Annotated in this window: 2 protein-coding genes; both read right to left on the bottom strand. The window is 67.9% G+C overall.

From position 1 onward, the window contains the following. Positions 1-194 precede the first annotated feature (194 nt). Positions 195-590 (bottom strand): phage integrase central domain-containing protein, encoded by a 396-nt coding sequence (locus KME75_RS46510; RefSeq protein ID WP_308283529.1) that lies wholly within the window; start codon positions 588-590, stop codon positions 195-197. A gap of 136 nt (positions 591-726) precedes the next feature. Further along, entirely contained in the window at positions 727-897 is a 171-nt protein-coding gene (locus KME75_RS41720) for an excisionase (protein WP_219420523.1), read from the bottom strand. Between the last annotated feature and the right edge of the window lie 310 nt (positions 898-1,207).

The following is a 1,207-nucleotide window of genomic DNA, read 5'->3' as shown; positions in this document are numbered from 1 at the left end:
GTGATCGCAAACTTTAAGACCTGGCGCATCATGCACACCGACTACCGGCGGCCGCTGGCGACGTTCGACACGACGATCTCGGCGGTTATCGGACTGCACTTCTACTTGGCGGCTGAATAGGCCTCAAGGAGGCGTGAACACGGGCGACCCATTCCGTCGACCAGGGCACGACGGGTTGTGGGTCGGCGACCGGTTTACGGACGGTGCGCGAGCGGCAGGGGTTTGCCGAGGATGTCGTCGGCGACCGCCGCGGTGAAGACCTGGGAGATCGTGCGCTGGTAGCTGCGGGCCATGGTGAGACCGTGCAGCCAGTGCCGGATGTGCGACGGGGTCACGGTCTTCATCGGCAGGTGGCCGAGTGTGGGGTAGACGTGGAGTCGGAACCGCACGCCCACTTGGTGGGCCGTGTTGGGATCGGCGAACTGCACGGCCGCCACTGCTCGGCGTACTCGCGGAAGCTGATCTCGCCGGCCTTGGGGTCGAGGTAGGTGCCGCGCGCGAGTTCGGTCTCGATGCGTGCGGCTTCGCGGTCGGCGTCGGCTTTCCGGTCGAAGGATTTCTTCCGCGGGACGTCCGCGTGGTCGCGCCATCGCACCAGCCATCGCTTCCCGGTGCCGTGGCGTGGGGTGCGCACCTTCCGCGTGGTTCCGTCCGGCATCTTCCGCGAGACGTACCATCGGTCGTCGACACTGGCCATTTCCTACCCGCCGAACGATCGGATTGCGCTCATGCGACGCCGTCGTCCTGCGCGGCGAACCACCTGCGGACGTCGTCTGGGTCGTACCGGACGTAACGTCCGACGCGCCGGCCGCGCGGTCCGTAGCCGTTGTGCCTCCACTGGTAGAGGTAGGCGGCCACTTCTGGCACCCCCCACAGGGGTTCCGGCTGGTCGTCCATGTCGGTCTCCGATCAGCGGGATCGTGATACCGATGAACGTTGCTCGGAAGGCGTGGGCGCACTCGTCGTCGTGCTGGTCGATGCGATGCTCGAGCCGTTGCTAAAATCTACCGCTCACGTGGGTCCAGGCCTAACGGGGCTCCGCCCCAGCCCGACGAGCCGTGCCGTGGTCGGCTCGGGCCGCGGGGCTCCGGTCGGGCGGGGTGAGACCGTGACCGGCGGGCCGGTCCGGTGTATGAACCGCTCGGAGCGGTTGGTGGGCCTGCTGGCCGCCCGTCCAACCGGAGCCGAGCATGACGCTACCGCGGAC

Origin of the sequence: Pseudonocardia nigra (assembly GCF_019396355.1) — a bacterium.
Classification (GTDB): Bacteria; Actinomycetota; Actinomycetes; order Mycobacteriales; family Pseudonocardiaceae; genus Pseudonocardia; species Pseudonocardia nigra.
This window is presented reverse-complemented; position numbering and strand designations above follow the sequence as displayed.